12 protein-coding genes are annotated in these 14,595 nt (G+C 69.4%); 2 read left to right on the plus strand and 10 right to left on the minus strand.

The window, feature by feature from the left end:
* The first annotated feature begins 51 nt into the window (after positions 1-51).
* On the plus strand, positions 52-1,392 hold the full coding sequence (locus ACQ86G_RS12920; RefSeq protein WP_431260926.1) for a UDP-glucose dehydrogenase family protein: 1,341 nt from the start codon (positions 52-54) through the stop codon (positions 1,390-1,392).
* A gap of 65 nt (positions 1,393-1,457) precedes the next feature.
* Here the strand turns inward: ACQ86G_RS12920 and ACQ86G_RS12925 are convergent, their stop codons facing one another.
* Positions 1,458-3,086 carry an Atrophin-1 multi-domain protein gene (locus ACQ86G_RS12925; RefSeq protein WP_431260927.1) on the minus strand — a complete coding sequence of 543 codons (1,629 nt, stop codon included), beginning with the start codon at positions 3,084-3,086 and terminating at the stop codon, positions 1,458-1,460.
* Positions 3,087-3,648: 562 nt separating this feature from the next.
* On the opposite strand from ACQ86G_RS12925, the gene kdsA reads away from it, so the two are divergent.
* Positions 3,649-4,488, plus strand: a complete 840-nt coding sequence (gene kdsA, locus ACQ86G_RS12930; RefSeq protein ID WP_431260928.1) for a 3-deoxy-8-phosphooctulonate synthase — start codon at positions 3,649-3,651, stop codon at positions 4,486-4,488.
* Between the two features lie 90 nt (positions 4,489-4,578).
* Here kdsA and ACQ86G_RS12935 read toward each other — a convergent pair whose 3' ends face one another.
* The 9 genes from ACQ86G_RS12935 to galE form a co-directional block, all read right to left on the minus strand.
* On the minus strand, positions 4,579-5,838 hold the full coding sequence (locus tag ACQ86G_RS12935; protein WP_431260929.1) for an acyltransferase family protein: 1,260 nt from the start codon (positions 5,836-5,838) through the stop codon (positions 4,579-4,581).
* Between the two features lie 137 nt (positions 5,839-5,975).
* On the minus strand, positions 5,976-7,127 hold the full coding sequence (wecB, locus tag ACQ86G_RS12940; RefSeq protein ID WP_431260930.1) for a non-hydrolyzing UDP-N-acetylglucosamine 2-epimerase: 1,152 nt from the start codon (positions 7,125-7,127) through the stop codon (positions 5,976-5,978).
* Between the two features lie 7 nt (positions 7,128-7,134).
* Complete coding sequence (gene rfbC, locus ACQ86G_RS12945; protein ID WP_431260931.1) at positions 7,135-7,686, minus strand: dTDP-4-dehydrorhamnose 3,5-epimerase; 552 nt, start codon at positions 7,684-7,686, stop codon at positions 7,135-7,137.
* Positions 7,686-8,576: a glucose-1-phosphate thymidylyltransferase RfbA gene (gene rfbA / locus ACQ86G_RS12950; RefSeq protein ID WP_431260932.1), complete on the minus strand. Its 891-nt coding sequence runs from the start codon at positions 8,574-8,576 to the stop codon at positions 7,686-7,688. The genes rfbC and rfbA overlap by 1 nt, the downstream gene beginning before the upstream one ends.
* A 14-nt stretch (positions 8,577-8,590) precedes the next feature.
* Positions 8,591-9,472, minus strand: coding sequence for a dTDP-4-dehydrorhamnose reductase (gene rfbD, locus ACQ86G_RS12955; RefSeq protein ID WP_431260933.1), 882 nt, complete (start codon positions 9,470-9,472; stop codon positions 8,591-8,593).
* 13 nt (positions 9,473-9,485) lie between these two features.
* Positions 9,486-10,544: a dTDP-glucose 4,6-dehydratase gene (gene rfbB, locus ACQ86G_RS12960; protein ID WP_431260934.1), complete on the minus strand. Its 1,059-nt coding sequence runs from the start codon at positions 10,542-10,544 to the stop codon at positions 9,486-9,488.
* A 96-nt stretch (positions 10,545-10,640) separates the two neighbouring features.
* The gene (locus ACQ86G_RS12965; RefSeq protein WP_431260935.1) at positions 10,641-11,921 is read right to left on the minus strand and encodes a nucleotide sugar dehydrogenase; all 1,281 of its coding nucleotides are present in this window, start codon (positions 11,919-11,921) and stop codon (positions 10,641-10,643) included.
* A 102-nt stretch (positions 11,922-12,023) separates the two neighbouring features.
* Positions 12,024-13,433, minus strand: a complete 1,410-nt coding sequence (locus ACQ86G_RS12970) for a mannose-1-phosphate guanylyltransferase/mannose-6-phosphate isomerase (RefSeq protein ID WP_431261397.1) — start codon at positions 13,431-13,433, stop codon at positions 12,024-12,026.
* Positions 13,434-13,558: 125 nt separating this feature from the next.
* A complete protein-coding gene (gene galE, locus ACQ86G_RS12975) occupies positions 13,559-14,581 on the minus strand; it encodes a UDP-glucose 4-epimerase GalE (RefSeq protein ID WP_431260936.1) in 1,023 nt (340 codons plus the stop codon).
* Positions 14,582-14,595 lie beyond the last annotated feature (14 nt).

Genomic DNA, 14,595 nt, shown 5'->3' on the forward strand with positions numbered 1-14,595 from the left:
CGCCGCCACCGACCGCCACCGACCGCCACTGCTTCCAGCTGGAGAGAACGAATGAAAGTGACCACCATCGGCACCGGCTACGTGGGTCTCGTGACCGGCGCGTGCCTGGCCGAAATGGGCAACCACGTGGTGTGCCTCGATGTGAACCCCGACAAGATCCAGGTGCTCAACGACGGGGGCATCCCCATCCATGAGCCGGGCCTGGACGCGGTCGTGGCGCGCAACCGCGCCGCGGGCCGGCTGCAGTTCACCACCGACGTCGACGCCGCCGTCGCGCACGGCACGCTGCTGTTCATCGCCGTGGGCACGCCCCCGGGCGAGGACGGCTCGGCCGACCTGCAGTACGTGCTGGCCGCCGCGCGCTCCATCGGCGAGCGCATGACCGACTACAAGGTCATCGTCGACAAGAGCACCGTGCCGGTCGGCACCGCGGAGAAGGTCCGCGCCGCCGTCGCCGAGTCGCTCGCCAGGCGCGGCGTGGACGTGAACTTCTCGGTCGTCTCCAACCCGGAGTTCCTCAAGGAGGGCGCGGCGCTGGAGGACTTCATGAAGCCCGACCGCATCGTCGTCGGCTCCGACGACGAGCAGGCCACGCTGATGATGCGCGCGCTGTACGCGCCGTTCACCCGCAGCCACGACCGGCTGATGGTGATGGACGTGAAGAGCGCCGAGTTCACCAAGTACGCCGCCAACGCGATGCTGGCCACGCGCATCAGCTTCATGAACGAGCTGGCGCTGCTGGCCGAGAAGGTCGGCGCCGACATCGAGCTGGTGCGTCGCGGCATCGGCTCCGATCCGCGCATCGGCTACCAGTTCCTGTACGCGGGCGCCGGCTACGGTGGCTCGTGTTTCCCGAAGGACGTGAAGGCGCTGGTGCGCACCGGCCGCGAGTACGGCCAGGACCTGAAGGTGCTGAACGCCGTCGAGGAGGCCAACGACCGCCAGAAGCTGGTGCTCGTGGACAAGGTGGTGGCGCGCTTCGGCCCGGACCTGAGCGGCAAGCGCTTCGCGCTGTGGGGCCTGGCCTTCAAGCCCAACACCGACGACATGCGCGAGGCGCCGTCGCTGGTGGTGGTGGAGGAGCTGGCGCGGCGCGGCGCGGCGGTGGCGGCCTACGACCCGGTCGCGATGGGCGAGGCGGCGAAGCTGCTGAGCCAGGTGCCCGGCGTCAGCTTCTGCGAACGCGCGGAGCACGCGCTGAACGACTCCGACGCGCTGATCGTGATCACCGAGTGGAAGGAGTTCCGCACGCCGGACTTCGACCGCATCAAGAGCTCGCTGAAGCAGCCGGTGGTGTTCGACGGCCGCAACCTGTACGAGCCGGCGACGATGGCGATGCTCGGCATCGAGCATCACGCCATCGGCCGCGGTTCCAAGCCGAAGCCGGTCTGATCGCGCCGCCCGCGGCCTGATCGATCGCCGCGGCAGGCTGCCTCAGCCCGCCGCGGCCCGTCCGCTCAACCGGCGCAGACGCTGGCGGCCGGTCCGCCGGTCTTCACCAGCGTGGGGCGCACGGTCGATTCGACGTTGTCCACGCCGCTGCGCGCCCAGGTGGTGACCTTGAAGGTGGCCACGTTCGGCCAGACCAGCGTGGTCGAGTCGCCGTCGTTCAGGTAGCCGCTGTCGTACACGACGGCACCGGTGACCTTGTCGGCGATGGTCATCCGGAACGAGGCGCCGCCGGTGGCGTCGACGTCCAGGCGGAAGGTCTCGCCGCTGGCCGGGATGGCCCAGGTGACCGGGTTCATCGCCCGTCCGGTGGCGTTGGCCTGCTCGATCTGCGTGGTCGTGGCCGGGAACACCAGCGCCTGGCGCCAGGTGTCGAAGTCCCCGCTGACCGTGCCCTTGGTGCGCCACCAGCCGCCACGCATCGACAGCAGGTTCAACGCGGTGCTGGTCACCGTCGAGCTGGTGTTGCCGTTGCCGTCCTTCCAGGCCGAGGCGCTCTCCACCGGGCGCATCGCCGCGCGCATCAGCTCCAGGTCGTTCGCGGTGGCGTTGCTCCAGCCGTTGCGGTGCAGCTTGAGGTCGGCGCCGATCTCGACGTAGATGACGAAAGGCGTGCCGGTGTTGCGGTCCACCACGTAGGCGCCGTAGGCCTTCAGCGTCTCGGCCACCTTGCGCAGCTCGGGCGTCGCCAGGGCCTGCGCATTGAAGCTGGCGGGCAGCATCATCAGCGAGCCCATCGGGATCTGGCCGCTGTTGGTCGTCGCGGCATTGCTGTCGGCGGAGGTCGCCGGGAACCGGTAGGTCGGGGCGGCGCTCAGGCCGGTGGCGTCCAGCGACATGGCCAGCGCGTGGCGGTACATCGTGTCGCCGTCGACGGCTTCGGCGGTGCGGATCAGGCCGCCCAGCGTCGAGACGCCGGCCGCGCGCGCGCCCTGGTAGTAGTGGGAGGGATCCCCCATGCCGCGACCGGCCAGCGGGGTCCAGGCGTACTGCTTGGCGACCCAGGCGCCGTTGACCTGCTTCAGGCCCCAGAACGAATGGACGACGCCGGTCGCCGGGTCGACGATCTCGGCATGGCCATCGGTGCCGGTGGCCGGCGTGGTGGCGGCCGGCCAGTTGGGGATGGTGATGCTGGGGCGGTAGACCTCGCTGTCCGGATCCCAGACGCCTTGCGCGGTGGCGCCGGTGACGACCATCGGCGCATCGCTGGCGGACGCCTGGAAGGCGGCGCTCGACCAGGCGCCGGCGGCGACGGTCGGGGTGTACAGCGCGGTGGGGATCGTCGCGGTGCCCAGCACCGGGGCGACCGGACGGCTGTTCCACGGCGAGTCCGGGCTGAACGGCCGGTCGAAGCTGCCGAAGTCGCCCGCCGTGCAGGCGGCGGCCGCCGCGGTGCGGACATTGGCGGCCAGCGTCGAGACGCCGGCGACGACCTGGCTGGCCGCGGGGCTGGCCGGCGTGCCGGCCGTGGTGGCGGGCGCCGAGGCCGCGATCGGCGGCGTCTCGAGCGATTGGACGGAAGCGGTGCCGCCATTGGCGCCGCCGCCGCCGCCGCAACCGCTCAGCAACAGGCCGGCCGCCAGGGCGCAGGCGCTCAGGCCGGTGGAAACTCGCAGGGAAGAAGAGATATTCGTCATGGTGATTGAGTTACTGCTGATGCGCGTGAGCGCGTTGACGATTAATAGGCCTCGATCTCTTCTTCTTGCGCGCCGGCGATGACAGGGCCATTCGTCGGGCGGGATTTTTGTTACTGGATGTTGGCGACCCGGATATCTGACCGCTGATTTCCTCCAGGTGGCGGAGGTGTTGCGGCCATGAGTCAGTATGGGGAGATGACCCCCCGGTTCTCCAGCGTTGGTACCGGATCCGGGACCTGATTCCGGGAATATTCGGCAGGCGCCGGAGCGTACCGTTTGAAACATCCGGGTCGAGGATTGACAACCCCACGAATGTCTCGGATCACGAAGTTATTGCGGCCCGTTACATACTCGGATGTCGGGTGCCATAACCCGTTCGATATTCGAAATTGAAACCCGCAAAACGCACGGATTCGCGTCGGGAAAATCCCCCGCGGCGTGTCGGCGGAATGCCGTCACCGCCGTGGCGCGGGCCGGCGCGCCCGCCGATCGAGGGGGTGGGCACGGGCCGGTGGCGCCGGGAGCGCGTGGGATACTGCCGCCTTCGCCTGAGGGAATCGAGATGGTCAAGATCAATGACATCGTGGTCGACAACGCCAAGCCGTTCGTGCTGTTCGGCGGGGTCAACGTGCTGGAGTCGGAACAGTTCGCCGTGGACGTCTGCGGCGAGTACGTCCGCGTGACGAAGGAACTGGGCATCCCCTACGTGTTCAAGGCCTCGTTCGACAAGGCCAACCGCTCCTCGATCAAGAGCTACCGCGGCCCCGGCCTGGAAGCCGGCCTGAAGATCTTCGAGGCGGTCAAGAAGGCCCACGGCGTGGCCGTGCTGACGGACGTGCACGAGCCCCATCAGGCGGCCGACGTGGCCGCCGTGTGCGAGGTGCTGCAACTGCCGGCCTTCCTGGCGCGCCAGACCGACCTGGTGATCGCGCTGGCCAAGACGGGCCGCGTCATCAACATCAAGAAGCCGCAGTTCGTCAGCCCGCCCCAGATGAAGAACATCGTCGAGAAGTTCCAGGAAGGCGGCAATCCGAACGTGATGCTGTGCGACCGCGGCGCGCAGTTCGGCTATGACAACCTGGTCGTGGACATGCTGGGCTTCGGGGTGATGAAGCAGGTCAGCGGCGGCAAGCCGGTGATCTTCGACGTGACCCATGCGCTGCAGCAGCGCGAGTCCGGCGCCGCCGCCTCGGGCGGCCGTCGCGGTCAGGTGACCGAGCTGGCCCGCGCCGGCATGGCGATCGGCCTGGCGGGTCTGTTCCTGGAAGCGCATCCGGATCCGGAGAAGGCGCTCTGCGACGGCCCCAGCGCGCTGCGCCTGTCGCAGCTCAAGCCCTTCCTGGAACAGGTCAAGGCGGTCGACGACCTGGTCAAGGGCTTCCCGGTCCTCGACACGCACTGAGGCATTGAGGCGCGGGGCGCGTCGCCCCGCGACGCCCGCCGCCCCGCGATGCGTCCGCCGCTGTCGCAGCCGGGGGCCGCCCCGCTCAGCTCACGCCCGTCCGGGCGCGGCGGTGACGGCGTGCCCGCGCGGCGCCGCCGGGAGGCGGCCGTTGAACAGCAGCCGCGTGAGCGCGAAAGGCCGCACCACCCACCGGTGGAAGGCCAGGCTCAGCCCCAGCGCGCCCCCTGCGATCAGCGGGAACTTGAACGCCGCCGGCCAGTCGAGCGGCAGCAGCAGCAGTGCCAGCGCCACCACCATCACATGGTGGACCAGGAAGATCGTGTAGCTGGCGTCGGCGAGCGCGCGGCCCAGGAGGCCGCGCGGGCGGCCCCGCCACCGCGCCAGCAGGCCGATGGCCGCGCCGGTCGCCAGCCAGATGCCGAGCAGCTCGACCGCCAGCGCCGCCTCGCGCGCCACGGCGTGCGGCAGCGTGTCGCTGGCTGCGTCACCCCAGTTGGCGGCGAAGGCGGCCACCGGCAGCAGCCACCACGGCGTGCGCAGCCAGCCGTTCAACCATGTCGGGCGATGTCGCATCGTCAGGCCGGCCAGGAACATCGGTGCGTAGAACGCCAGGTTGAACAAGGTCAGGCCGCCGGGTCCCGGTGCATAGGCCAGGCCGCTCAGGCGGATGGCCAGGAGCAGGAGGTGGCTCAGCAGGGCGCCGATCAGCGCCACGGTCATCCAGTGGATCGGGCGGGACGTCGGCAGGGATGCGGGGGTGGTCCCGCGCCGGATCCGAAGCGGCAGGGCGCCGCGCATCGCCACCCAGGCCAGCACGAACAGATTCATCACCAGCAGATCGCGCACGAACCAGAGATGGCCCAGGGGCGTCGAGATCGATGCCAGCGCCTCCCACGGGTCGCCGCCTCGGTACCAGGCCAGCAGGGCGGTCTGCGCGGCATTGAGCAGGGCCCAGCAGGTCAGGAGCGGCACGCCCAGGCGCACCAGCTGGCGCAGCGCCAGGTCCGGCGTGGCGTGCCGCTTCAGGCTGCCTGCGAAGAGCAGGCCGGAAAGCAGGAAGAAGCCAGGGACGCGGAAGCTGTGGATCAGCGCGACCAGCGCGTCGAAGGCGAGGCCGCGGTGAGAGTCCGCGACCAGCCAGTCGCCGGCGGTGACGAAGACGTCCGCGGCGTGCAAGGCGATGCCCAGCACCATCAGCGTGGCGCGGATCCGGTCGAAATCGATGGCGACGGCCATGCCGACGGGGTCGGGCGTCGCTGTCGCGGGGGGCGTGATTGCGTCTGTGGTGGGCGGCCCGCCGACGGCGGAACCGGCCACCTCCCCGTGCGGGGCGATGGAAACGTGCATGGCTTACCTCCTCTGCACCAGCCGGGCGCCTCTCCGGGCGCCTGAGCGACGGACTGTACGAGTGGCGCACCTTTCTGCGCGCGCCCACCTGTAAGGAGATGCATCGACTCCCCCGGAACCGGGGGGCGGGAGGGTGGTCAGCCCAGCAGGTCACGGGCCAGGCGGGACACGATCCGCCCGGCGGCATGGCCGTCCCAGAGGGGCGGGCGGCGTACTTCCACGTTGGGCTGGCCCCCGATGGCGTCGAGCCGTCGCAGTGCCAGCGCCAGGATGCGCGCCGGGTCGGTGCCGGCGATCTGGTTGGTGCCGAGGTCGACCGTGACCGGCCGCTCGGTGTTGTCGCGCAGCGTGAGGCAGGGGATGCCCAGCGCGGTGGTCTCTTCCTGGAGGCCTCCGCTGTCGGTCAGGACCAGCGTGGCGCGGCGCCACAGGGCCAGGAAGGGGCGGTAGGGCAGGGGCGGCAGCAGGTGCAGCCCTGGCGCGGACGTGAGGCCCAGCGCCTCCAGCCGGGTCCGCGTGCGCGGATGCACCGGGAACAGCAAGGGCAGCCGTGCTGCCAGCGTGCCGAGCGACTGCATCAACGCGGCGAGCTGCGCCGGATCGTCCACGTTGGCCGGCCGGTGCAGGGTGACCACACCGAAGGGGCCCGCGATCGCGTCGCTGGCGCCCGCGGCGTCGAGCGCCGCCTTCGCGGCCGCTTCGGCGGACTGCGCATCGGCATCGCCGGCATCGAGCCGCCCCAGCTGGAACAGCAGGTTGTCGACCATGACGTGGCCGACCTCGGCGACGCGCTCGTCCGGATGGCCTTCGCGGCGCAGGTGCGCGGCCGCGCTGGGTTCGGTCGTGAAGAGCCAGTCGGCGATCGCGTCGGTCGCACGGCGGTTGATCTCTTCGGGCATCGTCATGTCGCCGCTGCGCAGGCCGGCCTCGACATGCGCCACCGGCACGCCGAGCTTGCGCGCCGTCAGCGCGCAGGCCAGCGTGGAATCGACATCGCCCACGACGACGCAGGCGGCAGGCCGGTCCGCGATCACGTGCGGCTCATAGGCCTGCATGATCCGCGCCGTCAGTTGCGCGTGGCCGCCGCCGTGGCAGTCCAGCGAGACGTCGGGCGCCGGCAGCCCGAGTTCGTCGAAGAACACGCCGCTCATCGCGGCGTCGTGGTGCTGACCGGTGTGGATCAGCTTCCAGGCCAAGCGGCCGTCGGCCCGCAGCGCCCGCACCAGCGGCGCGAGCTTCATGAAATTCGGCCGCGCGCCCGCGATGAGGTGGATCAGCGGCGCGGCCATCGGCAGGTCAATCGAAGTATTTCGCGTCCGCGAGCAGAGGCGCCTTCGCGTCCTTCTCGGCCAGCTTGAATTCGACCGGCAGCGTCGGCCACTCGATGCCGATCGCCGGATCGTCCCAGCGCACCGAGCCTTCGGCCTGCGGCGCGTAGAGGTCGGTGGTCTTGTAGAGGAAGTCCGCCGTCTCGCTCAGCACCAGGAAACCGTGCGCGAAGCCTGGCGGGATCCACAGCTGGCGATGGTTCTCGCCGGTCAGCTCGACGCCGACCCACTGGCCGAAATTGGCGCTCGAGCGGCGCATGTCGACGGCGACGTCGAACACCGCGCCCGCCGTGCAGCGCACCAGCTTGCCCTGGGCATGCGGCGGCAGCTGGAAATGCAGGCCGCGCAGCACGCCCTGGCTGGAGCGGGAATGGTTGTCCTGCACGAAGCGCACGTCGTACCCGGCCGCCGCGTTGAACTTCGGCTCGGTCCAGCTTTCCATGAAGAAGCCGCGTGCGTCGCCGAAGACCTTCGGCTCGATGATCAGCACCTCGGGCAGCGCGGTCGCAATCACATTCATCAGAACACCTTCTCGTTGAGCACCTGCTTCAGGTATTGCCCGTAACCGTTCTTGAGCATCGGCTGCGCCAGCTGCTCGAGCTGCTCGGCGGTGATCCAGCCCTTGCGGAACGCGATCTCCTCGGGGCAGGCGACCTTGAGGCCCTGGCGCTTTTCCAGCGTCGCGATGAACTGGCCGGCTTCCATCAGGCTGTCGTGCGTGCCGGTATCCAGCCAGGCGTAGCCCCGGCCCATGATCTCGACGCGCAGCTGCTGCTGCGCGAGATAGCGCGCATTGACGTCGGTGATCTCGAGCTCGCCGCGCGGGCTGGGCTGGATGTCGGCGGCGATGTCGCAGACCTGACGGTCGTAGAAGTAGAGGCCCGTGACGGCGTAGTTGCTCTTGGGCGCCTTGGGCTTTTCCTCGATGCTGACGGCGCGCTTGTCCGCGTCGAACTCGACCACGCCGTAGCGCTCCGGATCGTGCACGTGGTATGCGAAGACGGTGGCCCCGTCGGTCTGCACGTCTGCGCTGCCCAGCAGGCCGGCGAAGTCGTGGCCGTAGAAGATGTTGTCGCCCAGCACCAGCGCGCTCGGGGCGCCGCCGATGAAGTCCCTGCCCAGGATGAAGGCCTGTGCCAGGCCGTCCGGGCTGGGCTGCACGCAGTATTGGAGGTTGATGCCCCAGCGCGCACCGTCGCCGAGCAGCGCCTCGAAGCGGGGCAGGTCCTGCGGCGTGCTGATCAGCAGGATGTCGCGCATGCCCGCCAGCATCAGCGTGCTGAGCGGGTAGTAGACCATCGGCTTGTCGTAGACCGGCAGCAGCTGCTTGCTGATCGCGAGCGTGGCCGGATGCAGCCGCGTGCCGGAGCCGCCGGCCAGGATGATGCCCTTGCGGGTGTCGTTGCCCATCGTGCTGTCTCCTCTCACAGGATCTCGTCGAGCAGCCGGTCCACGCCGGTCTGCCAGTGCGGCAGCACCAGGCCGAAACGGTCCTGCAGCTTGTGGTTGTCCAGGCGCGAATTCAGCGGGCGCGGCGCCGGCGTCGGGTAGGCGCTGCTGGCCAGGGCCTCGACCTGCCCGGGTTGGACCTTCAGCGCCACGCCCTTGTCCCGCGCGCGCGTCAGCACGTGCTGCGCGTACTGGTGCCAACTGGTCTCGCCGCTGGCCACCGCGTGGTAGGTGCCGCACAGGGCGCGGTCCTTCAGCGTCGCGCGGATGAGATGGGCGGTGACGTCGGCCAGCAGGTCCGCGCCGGTCGGGGCGCCGATCTGGTCGGCGACGACCTTCAGCTGTTCACGTTCCGCGGCCAGCCGCAGCATGGTCTTGGCGAAGTTGCCGCCCCGCGCCGCGTAGACCCAGCTGGTGCGCAGGACCAGCGCGTCGGCGCCGCTCGCGGCGATCAGTCGCTCGCCCTCGAGCTTGGTCTTGCCATAGACGCTCAGCGGACCGGTCGGCGCATCTTCGAAACGCCAGTCGTCGCCGGCACCGTCGAAGACGTAATCGGTCGAGTAATGGACCAGCAACGCACCCAGGGCCCTGGCCTCCTCGGCCAGCACGCCGGCGGCGAGCGCGTTGATCTGGCGGGCGGCCTCGGGCTCGCTTTCGGCCTTGTCCACGGCGGTGTAGGCCGCGGCATTGACGATGACGTCCGGCGCGACGCGGCGCACCGTGGCGCGCAGCGCGTCGCTGTCGCCGAGATCGCCGCCTTCATGACGGTCCAGCGCGACCAGTTCACCCAGCGGCGCGAGGGCGCGTTGCAGCTCCCAGCCGAGCTGGCCGTTCTTTCCGAGCAGCAGAACTTTCATCGTGTCCTCGGGCTCAAGCGCCGTACTGCTTCGTGACCCACTCGCGGTACGCGCCCGACAGCACACGCGCGGACCACTCCTCGTTGGCGAGGTACCACTGCACCGTCTTGCGGATGCCGGTCTCGAAGGTCTCGGCCGGACGCCAGCCCAGGTCGCGCTCGATCTTGCGGGCGTCGATCGCGTAGCGGCGGTCGTGGCCGGGGCGGTCCTTGACGTAGGTGATCAGGCGGGCATACGGGCCGGCCGGATCGGGGCGCAGCTCGTCGAGCAGCGCGCACACCGTCTTGACGATGTCGATGTTGGCCTGTTCGTTCCAGCCGCCGATGTTGTAGGTCTCGCCCAGCGTGCCGCCGGCCAGCACCGCGCGGATGCCCGAGCAGTGGTCGGTGACGTAGAGCCAGTCGCGGATCTGCTGGCCGTCGCCGTACACGGGCAGCGGCTTGCCGGCCAGCGCGTTGACGATCATCAGCGGGATCAGCTTCTCGGGGAAATGGTACGGGCCGTAGTTGTTGCTGCAGTTGGTCGTGACCACCGGCAGGCCGTAGGTGTGGTGCCAGGCGCGGACCAGATGGTCGCTGGCCGCCTTGGACGCCGAGTACGGGCTGTTGGGCTCGTAGGCGTTGGTCTCGGCGAAGGGCGGGTCCTCGGCCTTCAGCGAGCCGTAGACCTCGTCGGTCGAGACGTGGTGGAAGCGGAAGGCCGCCTTCGCGTCGCCTTCGAGCGTGGTCCAGAACGCCCGCGCCGCCTCGAGCAGCGTGAAGGTGCCCTCGACGTTGGTGCGCATGAAGGCGCCGGGACCGTGGATGGAGCGGTCGACATGCGACTCCGCCGCGAAGTGCACGATCGCGCGCGGCCGGTGCGTGGCGAGCAACTGGTCGATCAGTGCGCGGTCGCAGATGTCGCCCTGGACGAAGACGTGACGGGCGTCGTCCTTCAGCGAGGCCAGGTTCTCGAGGTTGCCTGCGTAGGTGAGGGCATCGAGGTTGACCACCGGCTCGTCCGAGGTCTTGAACCAGTCGAGCACGAAATTGCTGCCGATGAAGCCGGCGCCGCCGGTGACGAGGATCGTCATGGAGCTTTCCTGAAATGTCTGTGATCCGCGCGGATCGTCCGAAAGGGGCTTGGGGCGACGGCGATGGCGACGACGGCGACCGAGCACCGTCCGCCGTCACAGTCGCCAGACCCGCAGGCCGGCCGCGCGCAGATTGTCGCTGTTAAACGCCGCCTTCACGTCGATGAAGGCGCCGCCGTCGACCAGCTTGGCGGCGAGCGCCTCGATGCCCAACGCCTTGTATTCGCGGTGGGCGACCGCGGCGACGATGGCGTCGGCGCGCGGCAGGTCCTCGAAGGCGTGCAGCTGCACGCCGTACTCGTGCATCGCCTCGTCGGACTCGGCGGCCGGGTCGGTCACGAAGACCTCGACACCGTAGCTGCGCAGCTCCTGGATGATGTCGATCACCTTGGAATTGCGCAGGTCGCCGCAGTCCTCCTTGAAGGTCAGGCCCAGCACGTTGACCTTGGCGCCCTTGACGTGCGAGCCGGCGGCGATCATCTGCTTGATGGTCTGCTCGGCGATGAACTTGCCCATGCCGTCGTTGATGCGGCGGCCCGCCAGGATGACCTGCGGGTGGTAGCCCAGCATGTCGGCCTTGTGGGTCAGGTAGTACGGATCCACGCCGATGCAGTGGCCGCCGACCAGGCCCGGCTTGAACTTCAGGAAGTTCCACTTCGTGCCCGCGGCTTCCAGCACCTCGGAGGTGTCCAGGCCGATGCGCTCGAAGATGATCGCCAGCTCGTTCATCAGCGCGATGTTGAGGTCGCGCTGGGTGTTCTCGATGACCTTGGCGGCCTCCGCCGTCTTGATGCTGGACGCGCGGTGCACGCCGGGCACGATGATCTGCTCGTAGGTCTTCGCGACGATGTCCAGCGTCTCGGGCGTGTCGCCGGAGACGATCTTGAGGATCTTCGTCAGCGTGTGTTCCTTGTCGCCCGGGTTGATGCGCTCCGGGCTGTAGCCGACGAAGAAGTCCTGCTTCCACTTCAGGCCGGACTCACGCTCCAGCACAGGAATGCAGACCTCTTCCGTGGCGCCGGGATAGACGGTCGATTCGTAGACGACGACCGCGCCACGCTTCATGTGGCGACCGACGCTGGTCGAGGAGCCGATCAGCGGCTTGAAGTCGGGGATGTGGGCCTGGTCCACCGGCGTGGGCACGGCGACGATGATGACGTCGGCCTCGGCCAGGCAGACCGGGTCGCTGTGGTACTCGGCGTGGACGGCGGCCTGGACTTCCGCGTCGGTCAGCTCGCGCGACGGGTCGGTGCCGGCGCGACACTTGGCGACCTTGTCGACGGCGATGTCGAACCCGATCGTGCGGCCGTGCTTGCCGAATTCGACCACCAGCGGCAGCCCCACATATCCCAACCCGACGACGGCGATCACGGACACGGCCTTCTCCTGTTCTTTCCGAGGACGGCTTTGTATCCGACTTTCATCCGACTTTCGTGTCGCCGCCCGCCACGTCCCCCGGGTGAGGGTCAGTGGCCGTGATCAATTGCGGCCGTAGGTGTCCTGGAAACGCACGATGTCGTCCTCGCCCAGGTAGGAGCCGGACTGGACCTCGATGATCTCCAGCGGCACCTTGCCCGGGTTGGACAGGCGGTGCACCTGGCCCAGCGGAATGTACGTCGACTGGTTTTCGGTCAGCAGCAGGGTCTTGTCGCCGTTGACGATCTCGGCCGTGCCCTGCACGACGATCCAGTGCTCCGCGCGGTGGTGGTGCATCTGCAGGCTCAGCGAGGCGCCGGGCTTGACCATGATGCGCTTGACCTGGAAGCGCTCGCCCATGTCGATGCTGTCGTACCAGCCCCAGGGGCGGTGGACCTTGCGGTGCAGGTTCTGCTCGTCGCGCTGGGTGGCCGTCAACTGGTTGACGATCTTCTTGACGTCCTGGCTCTTGCTGCGGTCGGCGACCAGCACCGCATCGGGCGTCTCGACGACGACGATGTTGTCCAGCCCCACCGCCGACACCAGCCGGCTGGTGGCGTGCACCAGCGTGTTGCGGCTGTCCGCGATGATCGCGTCGCCGCGGCTGGCGTTGCCGGACTCGTCCTTGTCGGCGACCTGCCAGACCGCCTCCCAGGCGCCCAGGTCGTTCCAGCCGGCGTCCAGCGACACCATGCGCAGGGCGATCGGGCTGCCGGGGCAGCGCTCCATCACGGCGTAGTCGATGGACTCCGACGGCACGGCGGCGAAGGCCTCCTTGGCCGGGCGCACGAAGGCGCCGTCCACCGCCTTGGCGGCGAAGGCGACGCGGGTGGCCTGGTCGATGTCGGGGCGGAACTGCTGCAGCGCCTTGAGCCACACGCTCGCGCGCAGCACGAACATGCCGCTGTTCCAGTAGTAGCCGCCCTGGTCGAGGTATTTCTGCGCGGTGGCCGCATCGGGCTTCTCGACGAAGGCCTCGACGCGCAGGCCGGCGCCCTCGGCACCGGCGCGGATGTAGCCGTAGCCGGTCTCGGGCCGGTCCGGGGCGATGCCCAGGATCACGATCGCGCCGTCGCGGGCCTGGCGCACCGCGTTCTGCAGCGCGGCGGTGAAGGCGGGACTGTCGGTGACGGTCTGGTCGGCCGGCGTCACGACGAGCACCGGATCCTCGCCGCCTTCGAGCGCCTGCAGCGCCGCCAGCGTGATCGCGGGCGCGGTGTTGCGGCCGACCGGCTCCAGCACGACCGCGCCGGGCGTGAGTTTCTGTTCCCGCAGCTGGTCCAGCACCATGAAGCGGTGCTCCTCGTTGCCGACGACGATCGGCGCCTTCACGGCGATGTCCTCGGCGGACAGCGCGGCCAGGCGTTCCGCCGCCTGCTGGAACAGGCTGGTGTTGCCGTTCAGCACCAGGAACTGCTTCGGGTAGCCGGCGCGCGAGAGCGGCCACAGCCGCGTTCCGCTGCCGCCCGCCATGATCACCGGCTGCGTGTCGATCTTGCTCAAGGTACTGCTCCCTCTTGGTCTCTTGCCGGCGGCCGCGCGCCGGGTGTCTGGTGAATCAAAAAACTGGACCTGTGCCGGTCGTCGCCGGCGGCCGGTCAGGCCTCGAAGCCGTTCGGGTTCGACGACTGCCAGCGCCAGCTGTCCTCGCACATGCGCTGCAGATCGTACTTCGCGGACCAGCCGAGCTTGTCGCGGGCCAGCGCCGGATCGGCGTAGCAGGCGGCGACATCGCCGGGACGGCGGGCGACGATCTCGTAGGGGATCTCGCGGCCGCTGGCGGCGGCGAAGGCCTTCACCAGATCCAGCACGCTGTAGCCGCGGCCGGTGCCGAGGTTGACCCAGATCGACTCGTCGCCGCGCAGCAGGAAGTTCAGCGCCGCGACATGGCCCTCGGCCAGGTCGACGACGTGGATGTAGTCGCGCACGCCGGTGCCGTCGGGGGTGTCGTAGTCGTCGCCGAAGATCGACAGCTTCGCCCTGCGGCCCACGGCGACCTGCGTCACGTAGGGCATCAGGTTGTTGGGGATGCCGCGCGGGTCCTCGCCGATGCGGCCGCTGTCGTGGGCGCCGACCGGGTTGAAGTAGCGCAGGCAGGCGGTCTGCCAGCGCGGGTCCGACGCGCCCAGGTCGCGCAGGATGCCCTCGCCGATCAGCTTGGTCGCGCCGTACGGGTTGACGGCCATCAGGTCCGCGTCCTCGCGCAGCGGCAGGGTCTTCGGCTGGCCGTAGACGGTCGCGCTGGACGAGAAGACGATGCGCTTGCACTCGTGGCGGCGCATCGTCTCGCAGACGGTCAGCAGGCCGTCGAGGTTGTTGCGGTAGTAGCTCAGCGGCTTGGTCGTGGATTCGCCGACCGCCTTGTAGGCGGCGAAGTGAACCACCGCCGCGGGCTGGTACTCGTTGAAGACCGCGTCCAGCGCCGCGCCGTCGCAGACGTCGAGCTTCTCGAACAGCGGCGTCTGGCCGCTGAGTTCGGTCAGGCGCTCCAGCACCTTGGGCGAGCTGTTGCTGAAGTTGTCCACGCCGACGACGCGGTAGCCCGCCGCCTGCAGCGCGAGCCAGGTGTGGGAGCCGATGTAGCCGGTCGCGCCGGTCAGCAGGATGGTGTCGTTGGCCATGAGGAGGTCCCGGG

It is taken from the genome of Roseateles chitinivorans (assembly GCF_050632145.1).
Taxonomy (GTDB): domain Bacteria; phylum Pseudomonadota; class Gammaproteobacteria; order Burkholderiales; family Burkholderiaceae_C; genus Roseateles; species Roseateles chitinivorans_B.